General features: G+C 58.4%; 14 protein-coding genes. 12 read left to right on the forward strand and 2 right to left on the reverse strand.

The window, feature by feature from the left end; genetic code table 11:
* Positions 1-73: 73 nt before the first annotated feature.
* The 3 genes from G1C95_RS08795 to G1C95_RS08805 all read left to right on the forward strand — a co-directional run bounded on the left by G1C95_RS08795 (position 74) and on the right by G1C95_RS08805 (position 4,822).
* On the forward strand, positions 74-904 hold the full coding sequence (locus G1C95_RS08795; RefSeq protein ID WP_240947507.1) for a carbohydrate ABC transporter permease: 831 nt from the start codon (positions 74-76) through the stop codon (positions 902-904).
* The gene (locus tag G1C95_RS08800) at positions 904-1,746 is read left to right on the forward strand and encodes a carbohydrate ABC transporter permease (protein WP_169172589.1); all 843 of its coding nucleotides are present in this window, start codon (positions 904-906) and stop codon (positions 1,744-1,746) included. The genes G1C95_RS08795 and G1C95_RS08800 overlap by 1 nt, the downstream gene beginning before the upstream one ends.
* A gap of 91 nt (positions 1,747-1,837) precedes the next feature.
* Positions 1,838-4,822, forward strand: a complete 2,985-nt coding sequence (locus tag G1C95_RS08805; protein ID WP_169172590.1) for a LamG-like jellyroll fold domain-containing protein — start codon at positions 1,838-1,840, stop codon at positions 4,820-4,822.
* Between the two features lie 76 nt (positions 4,823-4,898).
* On the opposite strand, the gene G1C95_RS08810 is transcribed toward G1C95_RS08805, so the two are convergent.
* Positions 4,899-6,293, reverse strand: coding sequence for an NCS2 family permease (locus G1C95_RS08810; RefSeq protein ID WP_169172591.1), 1,395 nt, complete (start codon positions 6,291-6,293; stop codon positions 4,899-4,901).
* 350 nt (positions 6,294-6,643) lie between these two features.
* On the opposite strand from G1C95_RS08810, the gene G1C95_RS08815 reads away from it, so the two are divergent.
* The 4 genes from G1C95_RS08815 to G1C95_RS08830 all read left to right on the forward strand — a co-directional run bounded on the left by G1C95_RS08815 (position 6,644) and on the right by G1C95_RS08830 (position 11,925).
* Positions 6,644-8,854: a glycoside hydrolase family 127 protein gene (locus G1C95_RS08815; protein ID WP_169172592.1), complete on the forward strand. Its 2,211-nt coding sequence runs from the start codon at positions 6,644-6,646 to the stop codon at positions 8,852-8,854.
* Positions 8,855-9,056: 202 nt separating this feature from the next.
* Positions 9,057-10,007 (forward strand): helix-turn-helix domain-containing protein, encoded by a 951-nt coding sequence (locus tag G1C95_RS08820; RefSeq protein ID WP_169172593.1) that lies wholly within the window; start codon positions 9,057-9,059, stop codon positions 10,005-10,007.
* An 89-nt stretch (positions 10,008-10,096) separates the two neighbouring features.
* The gene (locus G1C95_RS08825) at positions 10,097-10,795 is read left to right on the forward strand and encodes a YesL family protein (protein WP_240947509.1); all 699 of its coding nucleotides are present in this window, start codon (positions 10,097-10,099) and stop codon (positions 10,793-10,795) included.
* A 113-nt stretch (positions 10,796-10,908) separates the two neighbouring features.
* Complete coding sequence (locus G1C95_RS08830) at positions 10,909-11,925, forward strand: LacI family DNA-binding transcriptional regulator (protein ID WP_169172594.1); 1,017 nt, start codon at positions 10,909-10,911, stop codon at positions 11,923-11,925.
* A gap of 46 nt (positions 11,926-11,971) precedes the next feature.
* On the opposite strand, the gene G1C95_RS08835 is transcribed toward G1C95_RS08830, so the two are convergent.
* Positions 11,972-13,015 carry a LacI family DNA-binding transcriptional regulator gene (locus G1C95_RS08835; RefSeq protein WP_169172595.1) on the reverse strand — a complete coding sequence of 348 codons (1,044 nt, stop codon included), beginning with the start codon at positions 13,013-13,015 and terminating at the stop codon, positions 11,972-11,974.
* Between the two features lie 424 nt (positions 13,016-13,439).
* On the opposite strand from G1C95_RS08835, the gene G1C95_RS08840 reads away from it, so the two are divergent.
* The 5 genes from G1C95_RS08840 (at position 13,440) to G1C95_RS08860 (ending at position 20,534) form a co-directional block, all read left to right on the forward strand.
* Positions 13,440-15,023 carry a type 2 periplasmic-binding domain-containing protein gene (locus tag G1C95_RS08840; RefSeq protein WP_169172596.1) on the forward strand — a complete coding sequence of 528 codons (1,584 nt, stop codon included), beginning with the start codon at positions 13,440-13,442 and terminating at the stop codon, positions 15,021-15,023.
* Positions 15,024-15,247: 224 nt separating this feature from the next.
* Complete coding sequence (locus G1C95_RS08845) at positions 15,248-16,216, forward strand: ABC transporter permease (RefSeq protein WP_205832799.1); 969 nt, start codon at positions 15,248-15,250, stop codon at positions 16,214-16,216.
* A 24-nt stretch (positions 16,217-16,240) separates the two neighbouring features.
* Entirely contained in the window at positions 16,241-17,188 is a 948-nt protein-coding gene (locus G1C95_RS08850; protein ID WP_169172598.1) for a carbohydrate ABC transporter permease, read from the forward strand.
* Between the two features lie 179 nt (positions 17,189-17,367).
* A complete protein-coding gene (locus G1C95_RS08855; protein ID WP_169172599.1) occupies positions 17,368-18,294 on the forward strand; it encodes a family 43 glycosylhydrolase in 927 nt (308 codons plus the stop codon).
* Positions 18,295-18,353: 59 nt separating this feature from the next.
* Positions 18,354-20,534 carry a hypothetical protein gene (locus G1C95_RS08860; protein WP_169172600.1) on the forward strand — a complete coding sequence of 727 codons (2,181 nt, stop codon included), beginning with the start codon at positions 18,354-18,356 and terminating at the stop codon, positions 20,532-20,534.
* Positions 20,535-20,631: the final 97 nt, after the last annotated feature.

Raw genomic sequence — 20,631 nt, forward strand, 5'->3', positions numbered from 1 at the left:
CGAGGGAACCCCTTGGTTCAAAACTCGGGGTTTCGCAGAATCCGCCTCGTCTACCGGATTCCTTGTCCCCATCTTGGCGGTTTTCATTGTCCTGACATTGATTCCGCTGATTCAAACGGTCTATTATTCGTTCACGGACTACACCGGACTGAATCCGAATGTCAACTTCGTAGGACTGGCGAACTACAACAAGGTGTTCACCGATCCGTCGCTTCTGGTGGGGTTGGGCTTCACCGTTCTATTCGCCGTAGCCACCACCCTGATCACCACGGTGCTGGCCATTCCGTTGGCGGTTTTGCTGAACACGAAGTTCTACGGTAGGTCATTCGCTCGGTCCTTGTTCTTCTTCCTAGGGGTTCCGTCCCTGATCGTGCTCGGCATGGTGTGGAGTTTTATCCTTTCCCCGCTCAAAACCGGTGCGGTCAACACAGTTCTGGTGAATCTCGGGCTCGACTCGGTGCCGTGGCTTTCCGACTCCACGCTCGCTCGTGTCTGCGTGATTTTTGTGGCGATCTGGGCCGCCGTCGGCTGGCACGCCACATTGTATCTGGCTTATCTGCAGGCCATCCCCGCCGATTTGTATGAGCAGGCCGCCGTCGATGGCGCCACTGGACTGCAGAAATTCGTCCATATTACCTTGCCTCAGCTGATTCCCGGCATTGTGGTCTCCACTTTCCTTCTGATCACCAACGGTCTGAAGGTGTATGACCTGCCGTTCGGCATGACCAAGGGCGGTCCTGGCTATTCGACCAACACCATCACCCAAGCCATCATCGTCCATGGCATCTCGCAGTCGCAGTACGGGCTCGGATCGGCGCTTGCCGTGCTCTTCACCCTATCGTGTCTGATCATTGTGCTTGGTCAGACCCTGATTACCAGCGCCCTTTCGAGGAGGTTCGCGTAATGAATGGATTGAAGCCCTCCACCCGCGCCAAAATCGGCGTTTGGGTCCGTACCGTACTGGTCAATCTTGTTGCCATCGTCATGGCGATTCCCCTGTACTACATCATTATCAACTCGTTCAAAAGCTCGATGGACATGGCGGTCTCCCCATTCGGACTGCCGGGGGAATGGTCCTTCGACAACTATGTCGACGCATTTGCGAACCTTCCGATCGCACGAAGCTTTCTTAATTCGATTATCGTGACCGGCGTGGCGGTGTTTTTCCAGCTGTTCATCGGCTCCCTCGCCGCCTATGGTATGATTCTTCGCAAAAGCTGGTTCACCGCAGGCGTGGGCGCCGTGCTGATGATCGCCTTCTGCATCCCCCTGCAGGCCACGTTGATTCCGCAGTATCGCATCGAGGCGAGCCTCGGTCTGGTCAATACATTGCAGGGACTGATTCTGCTGTACCTCGTCAACTCCATCTTCTGCTACTTCCTTATCGTGGGGTATATGCGCAAGCTCCCCATGGAAGTCATCGAAGCCGCACGCATCGATGGGGCGGGGCCGTTCAGAATCTATTACACGATTGTGCTGCCGATGTGCACGCCGATCCTTGCCACAGTGGTCGTATTCCAAACGCTGTCCACATGGAACGACTTCCTGCAGCCCAATGTGTTCCTGTCCTCGACGGATAACCGCACCATTATTCTGCAGGTGTTCAATTCCATGAGTCAGTTCACCACCAACTGGCCGGCGTTCATGACGATTACCGTCATCGCATTGGTGCCGGTGTTCATCTTCTTCATTTTCTGCCAGAAATGGATCGTCTCCGGTCTGGTGGCGGGTTCCGTCAAAGGCTGATGGTGCCGGGGTCCGCGTCGGTGATTGGTTTCATGGCGCGGGCCCGTGTTGTGCTCTGTGATCGCAGAGTGGATTTAGAGAAAGGAATCTTGTGCGAAACTATGCCAACATAAGGAGAGGCGCGGTCGCGGCTTTGGCCGCGATGGCCACTCTTGTGGCGCCATTCGCAGGCACTGCGCTTGCTTCGGAGGTGTCGGTGCCGACCCCATTGGTCAGTTACTCGTTTGACGTCGTGTCTGATGGCGTGGTCAGCAATCTCGGATCCGGCGGATCCTCATTTGACGGTGCCGTAAGCGGTAATGTGTCGTCGGGCGTTTTCTCTCAGGATGAGTCCACCCATAACGGTTCGGGAACGTTGCAGTTGGATGGCACAGAGGCGAAAGTCGCTGTGCCCAACGGCCTGTACCGAAACGTGACGGAAGGTATCACCGTATCTGCTTGGGTGAAGTGGGATGGCGAGGTTTCCTCGGACGCGGCCACCGTGTCACAGCCGATTTGGTACATCGGCGGTGACGATACCAGCGTATTCCCCCGCAATACCGACGGCCTGTTCCTCACTCCGGATACCGCCGCCACCTCCCATGTGTCGAAGAACAAGCAGGTGAAGGCCGAATCGGACACGCTGCCTTTGGGGGAGTGGAAGCATGTGGCGGTCACCCAATCCACCGATATGCTGACGCTATACGTGGATGGCGTGCAGGTCGCGCAGACGAACGACAACGTGGACTTCTCTCTGCTTCACAGCGAGTCCAGCACATTCAGCGCTCTCATCGGTATGGGCAACTGGAAGAAGTACTCTTCGCCGTTCAAAGGTGAGATCGATGAGTTCAAAGTTTGGCAGACGCCACTTGACGGAACTCAGGTCAAGGCGCTGTATGACGGGTACTTTGCCCCCGTCGAGGTGACGGCGGTCAGCGCGTCGCCTGTGACGGTCAAGGCGGAGGAGGGATCTGATCCGACGTTGCCCGCCAGCGTCGCCGTCGTCTACTCCGATTCATCTATCAAGCAAGTGGAAGTGGCATGGAATCTCGCCGCGGTGGATTGGGATGCGACGGAGGTCGGCGATACCATTGACGTCGAGGGCGCTCTTGCCGGGATCGAGACGTTTACGGCTAAAGCGACCGTTATCGTCACGGCTAAACCCTCGTCCGATCAGATCGTGGTCTCCACAGTCGCCAGAAATGGCACGAAGGGCTATCTTGAAGTCGACGGCCAGCCTTTCCCGATCATGGGAGTGCAGACTTTCGGCGAATGGCAGACCTATGGCAATCAGCTTACGCAAGGAGCGGATTTGCCGACCACATGGGATGAGCGTTTGGAAGGCCTCGATCGTGATTGGCTGGAGAACGTCTTCGAAAAAGCGGCCGCCACGGGTATCAAAACCCTGCAGATCGAGCTTGCCTGGCGTCAGATTCAGCCCTCCAAAGAAGGCGAATATGACTGGTCGCTTATCGACCGCTATGTTGAGTGGGCCAAGAAGTATGATTTGAAGCTCGACTGGACTTGGTTCGGGTCCATTGGCTGCGGTGGCGCTGTGATCTACGGCAACTATCGAGGCTATATCGCTACGATGCCGGATTACCTCTCCGGCGAGGAATACTATGCGCACAAACTCGATAAGGCCACGAGCGAGTATGTGGTGCAGGCCGTCAGCGACGACAAGCGCTGGGTGCCGCTTATGCCCTTCGGGAACAAAGCCTATCCGGAATACACCGCGGATGAGCTTGATCGTCTGGGCTCCTATTTGTACGAGCAGGAGCAGGCCGCAGTGCATGCGATGTTCAATCACCTTGCCGAGGTGGACACCACCCATCAGTCCATCTTGTTCCAGGTGTACAACGAGCCGGATTCCTATCCGTATGCGACCAGCAGTAGCGGCAATGCCTTGCCTGCCTTGCTCCAAACCGCCAATGCGTTGGGCAAAGCGGTGAAAACCGCCGATTACGTGGTCGCGACGCGCATGAACTTCAAGCGTGGCACATGGATCGCCAATGCGGGCAAGCTTGCGTCGATCGCCCAGTTTGCGAAATTGCCGTATATTGATTTCGTCGGGCCTGACACTTATGACAGCAACCCATCCAACCAAGCGGAATTTGCGCGCCAGGCTGCGGAGATCTCTGATATCGCCTATCTGCCGGAAACGGGAGGCAACCATAACGAGAAAGTGGCTGCGCTCGCTTCCGTGCTTGCGGCGGGAGGGTTCATGAACTTCTGGCATCTCAACGATTCCTGGGCCACCGAGTTCACCAAAAGCGGAGGAGTCCGTTCCGGATATTCCCTGTACGGAGACTCCACCACGGTGGAGAATTTCCAGAGCTATACCACTTGGACGTTGGGCGTGATTCCCGATATGCCGGAATCGACGGAGCGTTTCAGGAATTTCATGGGCGGGTTCAACGCACTCAGCCAGCTGGTGGCCAAGAGCGAGTCGTCCAACATGGCGGCATTCAATGCGGAGAAGCAGTCGATAGATGTGGAGCGCACTCAGACCGAGACGGTTGGAGATATCGCGGTGACGTTCTCCACCACCACTCAGGATGTGGGGCTGGCGATCTATGATCCGACCGACGGCGGCGTCTATGTGTTCTCCGATACTTTCGGCTCGGTCATCTTCAATGCGGGAGAAGGCAAGGTCATCGAATTGGGATCGCTGAACGCCGATGGTGTGTGGGTCAAGTCCTCGGACTCGGTTGAGGTGAGTGAGAACGGTGATGTGACGGTTCCGTCGGGCAAGGCCGTGCGTATTGCCGACGAGGCCAGTTCCGTTCCCAGCCAGCCGGATGATGGTTCCGATGGAGAGGATTCCGGTGAGGGTGATTCGACTCCTGGCGGAGGTTCCGATGGAGAGGATTCCGGTGTGGGTGATTCGACTCCTGGCGGAGATTCCGGTGAGGGTGATTCGACTCCCGGTGTCGGTGATTCTGGACAGACGGGTGGCGATGCTTCCGCTGCAAACGGCGACTCCGAAACATCGGGCTTGGTCAACACCGGTTCGGCTGTGGCGATGGCGGTGGTTTGCGCCGTTGTGCTGTTGTCCGCAGGCGTATTAGTGAGCGTATATAGAAGGAGGAGCTAGTCCTTGTAAACGAATCGGGTGTCGGACGGAGTCCGGCACCCGATTCGTTTTGTCGTTTTTGCCTATGCTGAAGGATTTACAGCATGGCCATCAGCACGAAATCGAGAATGAACAGTGCCGACACGATCCACACGATCGGGTGGACTTCCTTGGCCTTGCCCTTGCAGGTCTTCACGATGCACCACATGATGAAGCCACCGGCGATGCCGTAGGAGATGGAGTAGCTGAACGCCATGAACACGGCAGCGAAGAACGCCGGAATGGCCTCAGCGATATCCTCCCAGTGAACTTCCTTGAGGGATGCGGCCATCATGCAGCCGACGATCACCAGCACGCCAGCGGTTGCGGCGGACGGTACAGCGGAAATCACGGGGGCAAAGAAGGCAGACAGCGCGAAGCAGATCGCCACAACCACGGAGGTCAGACCGGTGCGGCCACCTGCGGCGATGCCAGCGGAGGATTCCACGTAGGTGGTGGTGTTCGAGGTACCGCAGATGGCGCCGATCGAGGTGGCGATGGAGTCGGCGAACAGAGCCTTGTCCATCTTGGAGGAGAAGCCGTGGCCGTTCTCCAGAGCCTTCTCATCCTCGGCGGAGAAGATGCCGGTGCGACGGCCGGTGCCGATGAAGGTGCCCAGCGTGTCGAAGGTGTCAGACATGGAGAACGCGAAGATGGTCACCAACACCAGCGGCAGCTTGGCCGGGTCGGAGAACAGCGCCGGGAAGCCGTCGGCGGAGAAAATCGCGCCAAAGGTGGTCGGCAGCTCGGAGAAGGTCTGTCCGAGGGACTGCGAAGACGACCAAGTGGTCACGCCGAAGGGAATGCCGATCACAGTGGTGATGGCGATGGCCAGCAGCATACCGCCCTTGATCTTCATCACGGTGAACACGATGGCCAGCACCAGGCCGATGAGGAACACCCACAGCACCTTGTCGTTGAAGGTGGCCAGACCCGGGGTTGCGGCGACGGCGCCACCTTCGGCAGCGGCCTTGGGGTCGCCGGGGGTGAACTTGATCAGACCGACGTTCAGCATGCCCACGTAGGCCACGAACAGGCCGATGCCGCCGCCGATGGCGTGCTGCAAAGGCTCAGGGATGGCCATGATGATCATTTTGCGGATCTTGGTGACGGTGATGATGATATTGATCAGGCCGCACAGGAACACCATGCACAGCGTCTGCTGCCAGGTGAAGCCGAGGCCGAAGCACACTGTGTAGGTGAAGAAGGCGTTGAGGCCCATGCCCGCGGCCTGTGCGTACGGCACGTTGGCGAACAGGCCCATCACGAGGGTGCCGATGATGGCCGCGATAATGGTGGCCAGGAATACGCCGCCCCACGGCATGCCGGTCTGCGACAGAATCTGCGGGTTGACGACGATGATGTATGCCATGGCGAAGAACGTGGTCAGGCCGGCCAGAATTTCGGTCGAGGCCGTCGTACCGTTCTCCTTGAGATGGAAGAACTTCTCCATACTTCTCTGCTTTCTTAGGGGTGCGCGAAGCGACGCCGTGCACGGTAAAACGTGACGGCCCACTTCGACGCGAATTAAGATTCGCCCTGATCGGCCTGTGCCGCACGCGTCAGGCGCGACCCACCCGGTCAGAACCGTGGCCGATTATATCGCGGCATCGTTTCGATGCGGGTATGCCAGTGTGCTCGGTGCTGTTGCAGCGCGAGATATGGTCTGCGACACGGCATACAGCATGCAGCTACAAACAATCCACCTTGGCAACGATTTGTCCACCTTGTAGCTGTGCGATTCGTCCTATCGTTGATGTGTACCGATACATAACCATGTTGGCCATCAAAGGAGATCACATCATGACCGATTCCGCCAGCACCACCAACGCTTCCGTCAGCGCAGGTCCGCAGCACAGCAAGCCGCTGGCTATCCGCAACGTCACCGTCACCGACTCGTTCTGGCACGCCGAACAGGAGCTGGTGCGCACCGCCGTCATCCCATTCCAGTGGCGCGCACTCAATGATCAGGTGCCGGGCGCCGAACCCAGCTACTGCATGCACAACTTCAAAGCCGCAGCAGCGCAAAACGCCGCCAAGCACACGCAAGGCACGCAATTCGTGCCGCCCACCTACACCGATCGCGGCTTCAACGCCCTGCCCGACGATCCGGCCCATCCCGACGACGACAAGTTCTACGGCTTCGTCTTCCAAGACACCGACTTCTCTAAGTGGATTGAAGCTGTGGGCTATAGCCTCGCCCAGCACCCCGACGCCGAACTCGAAGCCACCGCCGATCAGGCCATCGACATCGTGTGCGCCGCACAGCTCGACAACGGCTACCTCGACACCTATTACATCCTCAACGGCATGGATCGTCACTTCACCAACCTGAAGGATCATCACGAGCTCTACTGCCTGGGCCATCTGGTCGAAGGTGCCGTCGCCTATTATCAGGGCACCGGCAAAGACAAGCTGCTTAAGGCCGCCGCACGATTCGCCGACTATGTGGCCTCCCGCTTCGGCACTGAAGAAGGTAAACTCGACGGCTATCCGGGCCACGAAATCGCCGAAATGGCGCTGGTGCGTCTCGCCGAAGCCACCGGCGAGAGCAAGTACGCCGATCTGGCCGCCTACTTCGTGCGCCAGCGTGGCCAATCTCCGCTCTACTTCGAACGCGAAGACCGCGCCCGCGCTGAACACGAAGGCCAGACCTTCCGCCCGAACACCAACAAGCCCAAGCCCTACGCCTACTATCAGGCGCATGAGCCGGCTGTAGACCAGCATGAAGCCGTCGGCCACGCCGTGCGCGCCGCCTACTTCTATTCCGGACTGGCCGACGTGGCCCGCATCACCGGAGACAAAGCACTGACCGACGCCGCCCACAAACTGTGGCGCAACATCGTCGACAAAAAGCTGTACCTGACCGGCGGCATCGGCGGCACCCGCCACGGCGAAGCCTTCGCAGCCGACTACGAACTGGCCAACGACCTGGCCTACTCGGAAACCTGCGCAGCCATCGCACTCGCCTTCTTCTCCCGCCGCATGCTCGAGATTGAAGCCAAAAGCGAATACGCCGACGTTATGGAAACCGCCCTCTACAACACCGTGCTCGCCGGCATGGCCTTGGACGGCAAATCCTTCTTCTACGTCAACCCCCTGGAAGTGCGTCCGCGTGCCGTCAACTACGGCGACGACAACTGGTCCCACGTCAAAACCGTGCGCCAGAAGTGGTTCGGCTGCGCCTGCTGCCCGCCCAACATCGCCCGCATCGTCGAATCCGTGCAGGAATACGCCTACACACTCGCCGACGACGGCAACACCCTGTTCACCCACCTCTACATGGGTGGATCCGCCGCTTGCGAGCTCGCCGGGCACAAAGTGACGCTCGACGTCACCGCCAACCTGCCCTGGGAAGGCACCGGCAAGGCCATATTCCACACTGCCGGCGCTGCCGTTCAAGCCACCCTCGCCTTCCGCCTGCCCGCATGGGCCGGTGGCGCAGCCGCCGCTAATGCAGTGACCACCACTGCCGCAGTCAGCCGCGACGTGCGCGACGGCTACCTCTACCTCACCGGCGAATGGCATGACGGCGACACCATCGCCTTCGACTTCCCCATGCCCGTGCGCATGGTCGTCTCCAACCCACGCGTCAGCGAAAACACCGGCCGCGTCGCCTTCGTGCGCGGGCCCATCGTGTTTGCCGCCGAAGGCCACGACAACGGCGAACAACTGCAATCCCTGTTCGTCGACACCGCCTCCGTCGGCGTTGACTGCTCAGGCGTGCAGGCTGTGCCCTTCGACTTCACCTCCGGTGCCACCGGCATGGACGAAAAAGGCACCGGCGAAGTCGACCCCGTCACCCGCCACATGGTCATGCTGCGCGTGCCCGCTTTGCGTGAAGCGGCTCCGGTTGAAACCCCCGACGATGCCGATCTTGATGCTCCGCGCAGCCCGTTGTACACGGCATGGCGACCCGTTAAGTGCGAACCGGTTACGGCCACTTTGATTCCTTACTTCGCGTGGGCGAATAGGGGCCAAACCGAAATGCGCGTCTGGCTGAACGCCAAATAACGGAGCGCCTTCTGCGTTGCTCCTCAGTCGCGGTACCCGGTGTACCGCTTCCCTCGGTGCGCCTTGAAGTCGCACGCGTTATTTGGCGTTCAGCGGAGCTGAGCAACTCAGTGAATGGGTTTGCGTTCAGCTCCGCTGAACGGCGCGATGCGGGTTTCGTTCAGCTTTGCTGAACGGCGAGGTGCCGGGGGATAATGGCGGTATGGGATTGTGGGCTGCGTTGTTGAGTGGGGCGGTGGAATTTTGCTCTACTGGGCGGTTCGTGTCTGGAGCCGGGTGGCGGCATATGCGCCGCACACTCGACTCCACCGAACTGGTGTTTGTGCGACGTGGCGTGCTGCCGATGATTGTTGGCGGGCAGCGGCTCGATATTGCTTCCGGTGAAGTGGCACTCTGGCCTGCAGGGGTGGAACATGCTGGTGCAGAGACGATTCGGGAGGATTTGGAATTTCATTGGATGCATTTTCGGTTGCCGCAGATGCGACACCTTGCTGACAGTGCTGCGTTGCCGGCTGATGAGCATAATTTGATTTTGCCTGATCATGCTCGACTCGCTGATCCGGATCGTGTGGTCGTGCTCGCCAACCAGCTGCTCGACCTCTATGTAGCTCACGGGCCGCATGCCAACGCCTACTGTGACTATGCGCTCACCTCGCTGCTGCTGGAAGTCTCCGCCCAAATACGCCAATCGCTGCGTCAATCGCAGCGCACCGGAGAGACAGGCAGCATTATTCGATTCAACGAAGGCGTCGGCAAAGTCATCACCGGAGGATTCCGCGAGGGCATGGCCGCCGACGCCATCGACGAGCCAGGCTTGGCCGTGATGCAAGGAGTGCGTTCATGGATTCGCGCCAACGCCTTTGACGACATCACCGTAGCGGCCGTGGCCCGGCGCTTCCACTATTCGCCCAGCTACCTGACCGCATTGTACAAACGCGTGTTCGGCATCGGCATTGTCGAACAAGTCACCGAATGCCGCATCGACCGGGCGCGCGAACTGCTCAGCTCCACCAGCCTGCCCATGGCCGACATCGCGCACGAAGTGGGATACTCCGACCCCAAATACTTCCTGCGCGTGTTCAAACGCCGTATTGGACTAACCCCCAGCCAATACCGCGCCAGCTTCTCCGGCAAACTCTTCAACACGGTATAACCGTATAAGCGTCCACACATGGGAAACGCCAGCGATTGTAGCGTTGCGATTGCTAGTATGAAGCAGATTGGATTAACGCAAAGGTAGGTATGATGAAACGTTTTGCGGTAGGCTATGAGTTCATTTGCCGTGTGATCATGATGATCGTCGTGGTGAACATCGCGTTCGTGGTGCACACGCTGCTGGGTCTGATCGTCGTGGGCTTCTTCCCCTCCATCGCTGCCGCATACGCCACCTACCGCTCGTGGATTATGGATGTTGCGGATCGCTCCTGGACCGTCAAACGCACATGGCTCACCTTCCACAGGGCATGGAAGGACGAAATCGGCCCGGCGAACCTCTTGGGCTATCCGCAGTTCATTGTCTGGGCAATCCTGATCTGGGAATACTGGCTGACGATGAACAACGACATGGGCACCATCGGCATCGGCGTCTCCGGCGTCTTGCTGCTGCTCAACCTCATCTACGGCCTGTTCGTGTTCGTCAGCTGGGGCATCCACGTGAACTTCGACGAAAACCCGATGTGGGTGCTGCGCACCTCCCTGAGCATGGTGATCGCCCGCCCGTTGTGCAGCTTCATGGTGCTGGCGCTGTTCCTTATCACCGTATGGGCCTATTTCACCTGGCCCGGTCTGATGATGGCCTTCGGTGTGGCCGTGCCGATTTTCGCTACGATGATGGCGATTTATTCGTGGGCGCGCCTGCCCGGCATGGATGTGCACGAGCTCGAACCCACCGAAAAGGATCAGCGCAAGAAAGACCAGCAGGAACAGCAGAACCAGCGCTGACACTGCGATACGGATGTCAATAAACCGTCACCGAGCTATCGGAATAGTCAGAACCAAAACCATCAGAACCAGAGTCATTAGAACCGTCAGAATCATCAGAAAAGGAGCCTTGGATGGGTGTGACGCTGCGCGACGTGGCCGCACGAGCCGGCGTATCGGTAAGCACGGCCGGCGCTGCGCTGCGTGGGGAAAGCATCGTTAAGGAAGTCACCAAAACCAAGGTGCTGGAGGCAGCCGAAGCGTTGCGATACGTGCCCAACGCCCAGGCCCGCGCGCTATCCACAGGCAGCAGCGGCATCATCGCCGTTATCGTGCCGGAGCTGATTCACGGCTATTACGCGCGCCTGATTGACGAAATCGCCTATGAGGCTCCCAAGCATGGCTTCCAGGCATGCTTCTACCAGACCGGTTACGGCAAGGATTCCGAACTGGAATTGGTGCGTCGCATCGGCCAGCCGGTGTGCGACGGCTTCATTCTGAACCTCAACAGCAACTTCGATGCCGATATCAAGGCGATTACCGGCGACAAGCCGGCGGTGTTGCTCAACAGTTTCTCTGAGACTCCGGTGCTGGACTGCATCCAGCACACCAATGTGCAGAAATACGAAGCCGCCTTCGCCTATCTGATCGGCCGCGGATACCAGCATGTGGCCGTAATAGGATTGGATGTTAACCTGTTTGAAGGTGACGATATGACTGGACGCGTATCCTCCGCGCGCACGGTATTGGATTGCCTGCGCCGCCATCGATTAGGCGACGAAAACGATTGCTTTGCCTGCGATTGGGCTGCCGAAGACGGTCGCGACGTGGCACAGAGCGTGCTGGAATCAGGCAAGCACTACGACGTGTGTCTGTGCATGAACGATTTGATTGCCGAGGGTTTGATTCGTGGATTCGCTGATCATGGATTTTCCGTTCCGGGCGATATCGCCGTATTTGGCAGCGATGATATTCGCGGTACTGAGTATGCCGTGCCGTCACTGAGCACCATTGGCGTTGATTACCATGACACGGCCGTGAAAGCACTGGATATGCTCGTCGCGCGCATCAGGGGTACGCAGGAGGAGCGCAATGCGCCGCCGCATGTGGAGCATGCGGCTTTCCATCTGCGCGCCCGCGAATCTGCCTGAATCCGCCTGAGTTGGCTTAGGTTGGCCTGAGTTGGCCTGAGCCAACTCACTGTCGATAAGCGCCAACAGTGGATTCGCGCGGAATCAACCGATGCCCGATGGTAACCCGTTGACAGAAAGCAGGGGCGTCGGGATTATTGCAATGCCGCAACATCAGCTGCAAGGCTGATCGCGCAGCGCCATCAAAATCCACGGCAATGGTGCTCAGCGTCGGCACGCTCCACGAGCCTTGGGGAATGCCGTCGAAACCAATAACCGCAACCTGATCGGGCACGGCCACACCACATTCGTGGAATCCGCGCAGCAAGCCGAGCGCCAAATCGTCGTTCATGCAACACAGGCCGTCATAGGGCAGGCCTTGTTCAACAAGCTTATGCGCGGCGGCAACGCCTCCGTCCACCGACCAATCCGCTTGCATGAATCCTGCGTGATCATCGAGTTCCATCGCGCGCAGAGCGCGTTTGGCGGCGTTCAGACGATCCAGTCGCGCCCGTGCGGTTAATCCCGCTCCCGGCTGAAGGGCCAGCTCAGAATCAGGCAGACCGCCGATAACACCAATGGCGGTGCGCCCGCAGTCTTTCAGATGCGAGATGGCGGTGATAATGCCGTCGGCGCCGGGCGTGTTCACCGAGTCGAACAAGCCATCCATGGAGAAATCCTCGAACAGCACGGCAGGTCGTTGCCCAAGCAAATCCTTGACCTGTTGGATGGACAATTGCGTGACGATGATGAAAATACCGTCCGAAAACGTGGTGGAGAGTTCGGAGAGTACGCGGCGTTCGGTTTGTGCGCTGAATCGTGTTTTACGAATAATCAGCCGATAACCGTGGCTTTCCACCTCTTCGCTCATGCAATCAGCGAGTGTGGCATAAAAGGGCGTGGTCAGTTCGGGCACAGCCAAGGTGAAGATGCCGGTTTGTCCGGAGCGCAACATTTTGGCGGAGGCGTTGACACGATAGTTGAGGTCGCTGGCCGCCTGCCGCACTTTGGCGGTGGTCTCCGGTTTGACGACGTCGAGCCCGCGCAACGCCGCCGATGCCGTGGTGGGGGAGACCCCGGCCAGGGTTGCGACGTCTTTGAGGGTGACCATATCGTGCGCTCCTTCAGGTTGGTTTGTTGGGCACTGTGTTGCCAAGCACCCCTGTTCAGACGAGAGTTTCGCACGATCCGTGCGCTGTTTTCTTTAAGACTGGTGCGTCTGTGCGTGTGTGCGACGGCTTCGTCTATCTGTGTGCAAAATCAGTATACACAAAATCGCAACGTTGCGTATTTGTTTCGGTGTGTGCGATGAAGCAAGTGTTGTCGGAACCTCGTTGATAAACGGCTAAAACCGTTGAAAATAAAGGATTTCAATCTATTCAGGAGAACAAGAAACGCCGATGGCGGCAGCATATTTGACGCAAATCGCACCGATGCGATATATTCGTACCGTTGCGATTTCGAGGTTGAGAGTCGCGAACCAAAAGCAAAAGATACCAACCACAGATGGTTGGGATCAAAGAAAGGACAAGACCATGACGGTTAGGAATGCGGCAATCAAGGTGACCGCCATCACCGCTTCGCTGGCGATGTTGGGCGCAATGGCCGCCTGCGGCAACAAGAAGGAAGCCGCGGTCAATGCCGACGGCAAGCCGATCGTCTCCGTGCTGGTGGTGAAGAACACCAACCAGGCCAAGCTGGCGGACCAGCAGTGGGCCAAGGATCTTGAAGCCGATTGCGACTGCGACATCGAATGGAAGGAAGTCACCGACGACCAGTGGGGTCAGCAGAAGAACCCGACGCTTGCTTCCAAGAAGATCGCCGACGTCTCCATCCGCGCATTCACCCCGACCGACACCGCGCAGTACTCGCACCTGTTCGAGGATCTCTCCCAGAACATGGACAAGCTGTCCAATGTGAAGGCCTTCTTCAAGGAAAAGCCGGAAGCCCAGAAGCTCACCACCGACCCTGAAGGCCACATGTATGTGATCGCCTCCTCCCGTGGCAAGGCCTACGCCGGCTCCGGCCAGCACCTGATGATCAACAAGTCTTGGCTCGATAAGCTCGGCCTTGACGTGCCGACCACCTGGGATGAGTTCGAAAACGTGCTCAAGGCATTCAAGACCCAGGATCCGAACGGCAACGGCAAGGACGATGAAATCCCGTTCAACATCCGCAAGCTCGACACCGGTGGCTTCGGCTGGTACTCGCCGATGCTGCTCATGAACTCCACCGGCATCGTCACAGGCTTCAACAAGGGCCCGACCCAGCAGGGCTACTATGTCAAGAACGGCAAGGTTGCCAGCTACCTGATCTCCGACGAATTCAAGTCCGTGATCAAGTACTACAACAAGCTCATCTCCGAGGGCCTGATCCCCGCCGACTGGTCCACCAAGGATGCCGACCCCTACTACGCCGAGCAGGTTTCCGGCAACACCGGTGCCATTTTCGGTTGGTCGCTCGCCGACTTCGGTGACTACGCCGACCAGTACGAGTCCATTCCGGTGCCGTCTGCGCCCGGTGTCTCCGCTGACGACACGGTGTGGGATCTGTCCACCAATGAATACGAGAACAACAAGCTTGCCATTTCCGCTTCCGCTCCGAACAAGGAAGCTGCCTACAAGGTTGCGAACCTGCTCTACTCCGAGAAGTATTCCGTCCAGCAGTTCGGCGGCTCCTTCGGCGACACGGTGACCGACGACGGCAACCACACCTACACCTTCGACGCCAAGAAGATCGATCAGCTCACCAACGACAACCAGTTCCCCGGCCTCGCCGATCGTCTCGCCGGCTGGATTCCGGACGAAGTGACCATCAAGGGCGACGACAACGCCGACGATATCAAGAAGGTCAACGATCCGCTCGAAGAGCAGCGCTCCCACGCCGATCCGGTCAAGGATTACATCCCCGACTATGTGACCCCGAGCGCCGATGACAACACCACCCTGTCCAACCTCAACACCCCGATTATGAACTACGTGATTCCGCAGATCGCCACGTGGATGTCCGACGGCGGTGTCGATGACGGCTGGGACTCCTATGTCCAGCAGGTCAAGTCCCTGGGCGTCGATCAGGGCGTCGAGATTTGGCAGAAGTGGTACGACGAGTACACCAAGTGATTCTTGAGATAGTCACTCCGCAATAAATAATGCACAACGCCGGCGGGCTTAGGGCGCGAGAGAGTTTCCTCCTTTGTCTCCCCGCACTCCCCACCCGCCGGCGTTGGCATGTCTTCACGCGCAAAGTCGCGCTTAACAATCATCCGATCTGTTGCTTGGGGAAGGATATAACAATGTCAGCAACAGCAAGTGAACCCCGTCGCAAGGCCAAGAAGGCCTCTGCAATGAACAACATCCCGGCGGGTGCCATCGACGCCAACGGCGTGGTGGACAACACCAAAGCCGCTCGACTGCGCCCGCTGCCGGTGCGCTTGGCGGCACATTTCAAGCATTTCTGGCCCATCTGGGTGATGATCGCCCCCGCGCTGTGCTTCGTGGCACTCTTCGCCTACGTGCCGATGTATGGTCTGCGCCTAGCCTTCGTCGACTATGATCCGGTCGAAGGCATTATGGGCGGCGAATGGGTCGGCCTCAAATACTTCAAGCAGTTCTTCGAATCCCCGCAGTTCCTGCAACTGATGGGCAACACTTTCCGCATCTCACTGTGGACGCTGGTAATGGGCTTCATCGCCCCGATCATCCTGGCACTGCTGATCAACCAGATCGGCAACCTGAAAATCAAGAGCTTCGTGCAGACCATCACCTACATGCCCCACTTCATTTCAGTGGTGGTGATCGTCTCCATGATCAACATCTTCCTCAACCCCGGCTCCGGCATTATCGGCCGCTTCACCGGAGACAAAAGCCTGCTGGCCAACGCTGATCTGTTCACCCCGATCTACTGGATCACCGAAGTCTGGCAGCACATGGGCTGGGACTGTATCATCTATCTCGCAGCCCTCTCCTCCGTGGATCTGGCCCTGTACGAAGCCGCCAAAATCGATGGCGCCGGCCGTCTGCAGCTGATTAAGTACGTGGATATCCCGACCATTCTGCCCACCGTCGGCATCATGCTCATCCTGCGCATGGGTTCGGTGCTGTCCGTCGGCTTCGAAAAGGTCTTCCTGATGCAGAACCCGATGAACCTGCCGAAATCGAATGTTATCTCGGTTTACACCTATCAGATAGGTATTCTGGGCAACCAGTTCAGTTACGGTACCGCAATCGGCTTGTTCAACACCGTTATCAACTTCGTCTTCCTGGTGGTTGCCAACTACATCTCCAAGAAGGCATCGGACACGAGCATCTTCTAAGGCGACGAGACAGAAGGCAATATCATGACTAGCGCAACCCTCACCCCCGGCAAAACCTCCGCCGATGAGATTCCATGGAACCCCAAGGTTCGTCAGAAGAAAACAGTCGTCGATTGGATTGTCGACATCTTCATCGTGGCACTGATCGTCCTGATCGTGGTGGCCATCATCTACCCGATTTGGTTCGTGATCATCTCCTCCGTGTCCAACGTGGACGCCGTGAACACCGGCAAGGTCACCTTCTGGCCGGTCGGATTCTCCCTCGGCGGCTATGCACGCGTGTTCCAGGATGACCGCATCTGGAGCGGCTACATGAACACCATCATCTACTCCGTGGTCGGCACCGCGCTGAACATGGTGGTGACCATCCCCGCAGCCTTCGGCCTGTCCCGCCGTGAGTTCAAGCCGCGCCGCGTGGTGCTGTTCCTGTTCACCTTCACGATGTTCTTCGCCGGTGGCCTGATCCCGAACTACCTGCTGTTCGATTCGCTCGGCCTGATCGACAACTGGCTGGTGTTCATCCTGCCGGGCGCGATTTCGGTATGGAACCTCATCATCGCACGCTCCTTCTTCGAAACCTCCATCCCCGAAGATCTGCATGATGCCGCCTCCATCGATGGCCTAGGCTACTTCGGCTACTTCTTCAAGATCGTGCTGCCGTTGAGCTCCGCCATCATCGCCGTGCTCGCCCTGTACTACTTCGTGGGCCACTGGAACGACTTCTTCACCGGCTTGGTCTACATTCAGGACGATGGCAAGCTGCCGTTGCAGAACCAGCTGCGCGCCATCCTGCTGGCCAACCAGTCCAACCTGACCAACACCGGCGGCATGGACATCCTGCAGCAGCGCGAGTTTGCCAACCAGATCAAGTATGGCGTCATCCTCGTCTCCACTCTGCCCCTGCTGGTGCTCTATCCGTTCCTGCAGAAGTACTTCAACAAGGGCGTGATGATCGGCGCCGTCAAGGGCTGATCGATCAATGCCAGGGGTCTTGGAACGGCGCGGTCTTCCCACTCGTCGCTTCTGAGGCCCCTTTTATATTCTAGGAATGATAACGCAAACAATAATCTAATCAACGGTAAGGCCTGCGATGATGGGCCGCCTGCGATAGTCCCCGATAATTCTCAATACACAGCAACCAAGGAGTTCGCATGGCCACTATGAACGGCGTGAACCTGTTCCACGACAACATGGGCGAAGTCGCCCAACTGCATGGCATTGGCGTGCAGCGCTTCGGCGACACATGGTATGCCTACGGAGAAGTCAAATTCAACGGCAATCTCTTCCAAGGCGTCGCCTGCTATTCCACCAACGATTTCGTGGACTGGACCAACGAAGGCATCGTCTTGCCGGTTGAAGGTGACGACTCAATCGTCGGCCCCAAGCGCATTATCGAACGCCCGAAGGTGCTGCATTGCCCCGCCACCGGCAAGTATGTGATGTACCTGCATGTGGACGGCGAAAACAACTACTCCTACGCTCATATCGGTGTGGCCGTAGGCGATAGTCCGACCGGCGGATTCACATTCTTGAACACCATCCAGCACCGCGGCTACGAATCGCGCGATATCGGCGTATTCCAGGATGAGGACGGCACCGGCTACATCCTATCCGAAGACCGCCCGCACGGCACCCACATCTACCGCCTCTCCGACGACTACCTGTCCATCGTCGAAGACGTTGTCTGCTTGAAGGGCACCAACTACTGGGCCGGTTACGAGTCGCCGATTGTGGTCAAGCGCGACGGCACCTACTACTGGTTCGGCTCGCAGCTGACCGGCTGGGACTGCAATGACAACATGTTCGCCACCGCACCCGACCTGCACGGTCCGTGGAGCGAATGGACGCCCTTCACCCCCGAAGGCTCCAAAACCTATGAATCGCAGTGCGACATCATCGTGCCGCTGCCCAACGAAACCGCCGGCGAAGACCAGTGGCACGCCAGCCGATTCCTGTATATCGGCGATCGCTGGAACCCCAAGGATCTCGGTAATTCCGAACTGGTGACCCTGCCCATCGAAATCGAGGGCGGCAATGCCAAGCTCGCATGGCACGATTCCTGGGATAACGGCCTGTAAATTCCCACGTCTGCACCGTTTTATAACCAACTCTTCATCTTCATAAGGAAGCTTCATCCATGTACACACTCGGATACAATGCCCCGACCACTCCGGCCTACGCAGACACCGCATCAATGACCTCGCCGCTAGGCCACGTTGCTATTCGCTTTAACGACGACGCCACCAATATGAACTGGCTGCGCGACGATCATCCGTACGCTGCCGTCAGCGCGCTCGGCGGCATTGCCTCCGAAGTGACAATGGAACGCAACGGTGACCTGATCCGCACCACCGTGACACTGACCAACACCACCGACAAAACAGTATTCACCACAGTGGGCGATATCGGCATCACCCTGCCGCTGGAAGACCGCTACTATGACGAATCCGGCGAATACTCCATCGACCAGCACTGCAACACGCATCTGTTCTGTGGCGGCACCTCCAGCTGGGTGCTCGCGCTGCGCATGAGCGGCCGCGCCCCGCACTTAGGGTTGGTGCTGACCGAAGGGGCGCTCGCCAACTACAGCACCAGCCGCGATTTTGCTCATTACAGCAACGATCGCGGATGCTTCGTGCTGCACCCCGAAGCAATGGAATTCGCCGCCGGACAAAGCCATCGCATCTCTTGGACGATCTTCCCCTGTCAGGATCGTGAGGATTTCTTCGCCCAGACCGCTCAACTCAATCCGCGTTTTATTCGCGCCACATGGGATCACACTGTTACCTTCCCCGGGCGCACGGTGACGCTGACTATTGCCCCTGCATTCGAGGCCGCACGGGTGACGGTGAACGGGCAGGAGGCTGTTCGTCAGCCTGATGGTCGCTATCGCTTCGAATACACGCCCGATGCCGAAGCCGCGCACACCGCTGACTGGCTGTCGGATCGCATCGGCGAGCACGTGTTCACCATCGAGGCGACGGCGCTCGCCGACGAGGCTGATGATCCCAACGATGTTGATGCCGAAGCCCCACGATACACGGCGCGTACGCGCGTATTCGTTTCCGAATCCGTGGAACAAGTGCTGGCCGACCGTGCCCGTTTCATCATCGAGCGCCAGCAATATCGCGGCACTGATCCGCATCTCAAGGGTGCGTATCTTGCGTACGACAATGAGGAGGAGCGGCAGTATTACTATGCCCGCAGCAGCGAATCCGGCATGATCAACGACTACAACGCCGGCAGGGAGCGTGCCGGTATGGCGAACTTCCTCGCCTCCTACGCGCGTGCGCTGCGCGATGGCGTCGTTGCCGTGCCGCAGGGGCTGGCTGGCGGTGCACAGGGATTGATCGATCGCATCAGCGAAAGTCTGGCCGACTACCGGGCGTTCGTGGCGCGCGAACTGGTTGATCCGACCACCGGCTACGTTTATAACGATTCGCCTCGCGACGATTCGTATAAGCGCCTGTACAATGCGCCATGGTACGCGACGTTCTTCGACGAGCTCTATAAGTTCACCGGCGACAGTCGCGATCTTGACATGGCATTGGCCATCGTGCGCAACTTCTACGAGCATGATTCATGGCGTTTCTATACCATCGAAATGCCGATTCTGGCAGTGACCGGTGACCTCAAGGCCGCAGGCAGGGATGCCGACTATGCGGATGTGAAGGCCATGTTCCTGCGCCATGCGCGCACACTAGCGCAGCTTGGCTTGCATTACCCCAAGCATGAAGTCAACTACGAGCAGTCGATTGTGGCACCTGCCGCCAGCGTTATCGCGCAGGCCGCACTGCTGGGCGAAGACAAGGATCTTGCCGCTGCCGCATTACAGCAGGCGCAGGTGCTTGACCAGTTCCAAGGCTGCCAGCCGGACGCCCATCTGGGTGAAGTGTCCATTCGCCACTGGGATGGTTTCTGGTTCGGCAAACGCAAGCAGTATGGTGACACGTTGCCGCATTATTGGAGCGGACTGACCGGCAATGTGTTCGATCTGATTGCGGATCTGGTTGATCGAGGCTTGTTGGATGCTGGCTCTGTTGTGGGGGATAGTGTTGCTGTTGCTGGTAATACTGGTGTTGCCGCGGGCAGTGCTGATAGCGCTGAGTCTGCTGCCGATACGCTGCGTCGGCGTGCGCTGGCCAGCCGATATGCCAACCTGCAACTGTTCTTCCCCGGCGGCCGTGCCTCGGCAGCATTCCTGTTCCCCTATTCGGTGAACGGGGAACGGGCGCATTTCGCCGACCCCATGGCCAATGATCAGGACTGGGCGCTGTACTTCATATTGCGCTCTAGACTGGCCGGCCGCCAAGGCTGATTGGTTGATTGCACTTTCGTGGGCCGGCGGGTGAGGCAACTCGCCAGCCGGGCGCGAAGTGCGCATACCTGTCTTATCTATTATGTTATAAATAAAG

The sequence above is a fragment of the Bifidobacterium oedipodis genome, assembly GCF_012932425.1.
GTDB classification, from domain to species: domain Bacteria; phylum Actinomycetota; class Actinomycetes; order Actinomycetales; family Bifidobacteriaceae; genus Bifidobacterium; species Bifidobacterium oedipodis.

Excerpts from the sequence above, each read along its gene's own strand:
- G1C95_RS08840 (WP_169172596.1), top strand. The coding sequence starts at position 13,440 with ATGACGGTTAGGAATGCGGCAATCAAGGTGACCGCCATCACCGCTTCG.
- G1C95_RS08815 (WP_169172592.1), top strand. The coding sequence starts at position 6,644 with ATGACCGATTCCGCCAGCACCACCAACGCTTCCGTCAGCGCAGGTCCG.
- G1C95_RS08820 (WP_169172593.1), top strand. The coding sequence starts at position 9,057 with ATGGGATTGTGGGCTGCGTTGTTGAGTGGGGCGGTGGAATTTTGCTCT.
- G1C95_RS08860 (WP_169172600.1), top strand. The coding sequence starts at position 18,354 with ATGTACACACTCGGATACAATGCCCCGACCACTCCGGCCTACGCAGAC.
- G1C95_RS08835 (WP_169172595.1), bottom strand. The coding sequence starts at position 13,015 with ATGGTCACCCTCAAAGACGTCGCAACCCTGGCCGGGGTCTCCCCCACC.
- G1C95_RS08825 (WP_240947509.1), top strand. The coding sequence starts at position 10,097 with ATGATGAAACGTTTTGCGGTAGGCTATGAGTTCATTTGCCGTGTGATC.
- G1C95_RS08850 (WP_169172598.1), top strand. The coding sequence starts at position 16,241 with ATGACTAGCGCAACCCTCACCCCCGGCAAAACCTCCGCCGATGAGATT.
- G1C95_RS08845 (WP_205832799.1), top strand. The coding sequence starts at position 15,248 with ATGAACAACATCCCGGCGGGTGCCATCGACGCCAACGGCGTGGTGGAC.
- G1C95_RS08810 (WP_169172591.1), bottom strand. The coding sequence starts at position 6,293 with ATGGAGAAGTTCTTCCATCTCAAGGAGAACGGTACGACGGCCTCGACC.
- G1C95_RS08830 (WP_169172594.1), top strand. The coding sequence starts at position 10,909 with ATGGGTGTGACGCTGCGCGACGTGGCCGCACGAGCCGGCGTATCGGTA.
- G1C95_RS08800 (WP_169172589.1), top strand. The coding sequence starts at position 904 with ATGAATGGATTGAAGCCCTCCACCCGCGCCAAAATCGGCGTTTGGGTC.
- G1C95_RS08855 (WP_169172599.1), top strand. The coding sequence starts at position 17,368 with ATGGCCACTATGAACGGCGTGAACCTGTTCCACGACAACATGGGCGAA.